Origin of the sequence: Serratia sp. MMO-28 (genome assembly GCF_037199905.1) — a bacterium.
GTDB classification, from domain to species: Bacteria; Pseudomonadota; Gammaproteobacteria; order Enterobacterales; family Enterobacteriaceae; genus Chania; species Chania oryzae.
In genome coordinates this window covers 1-233 of the sequence record NZ_JBBCVB010000124.1, presented here as the reverse complement: position 1 = coordinate 233, position 233 = coordinate 1, and the positions used below count along the sequence as shown (strand labels likewise).

At 60.9% G+C, this 233-nt stretch carries 1 protein-coding gene; it reads left to right on the top strand.

Annotated elements, in window-relative coordinates; translation table 11 throughout:
• On the top strand, nucleotides 1-233 hold a 233-nt coding region (locus tag WG891_RS26835), incomplete at both ends, for a hypothetical protein (protein ID WP_337265129.1).

Genomic DNA, 233 nt, shown 5'->3' with positions numbered 1-233 from the left:
TCGCAGAACGCCAATCTGGGCACCGGTGGCGTCAGCATTGGCAGCGGCAGCACCCTGAACTTTAACGCCTTTGAGGGGGGCGCGTTGACCGCGCTGAATAATTCATTGAGCGGGACGGGCAACTGGGTGCTGCGCAACAGCAACATCAACCTTTCCGGTAGCAACAATGCGGCGGGCTTTAGCGGCCTGCTGGACATCAACACCGGCGCCTCGCTAACGCTGAACGGTGCCAC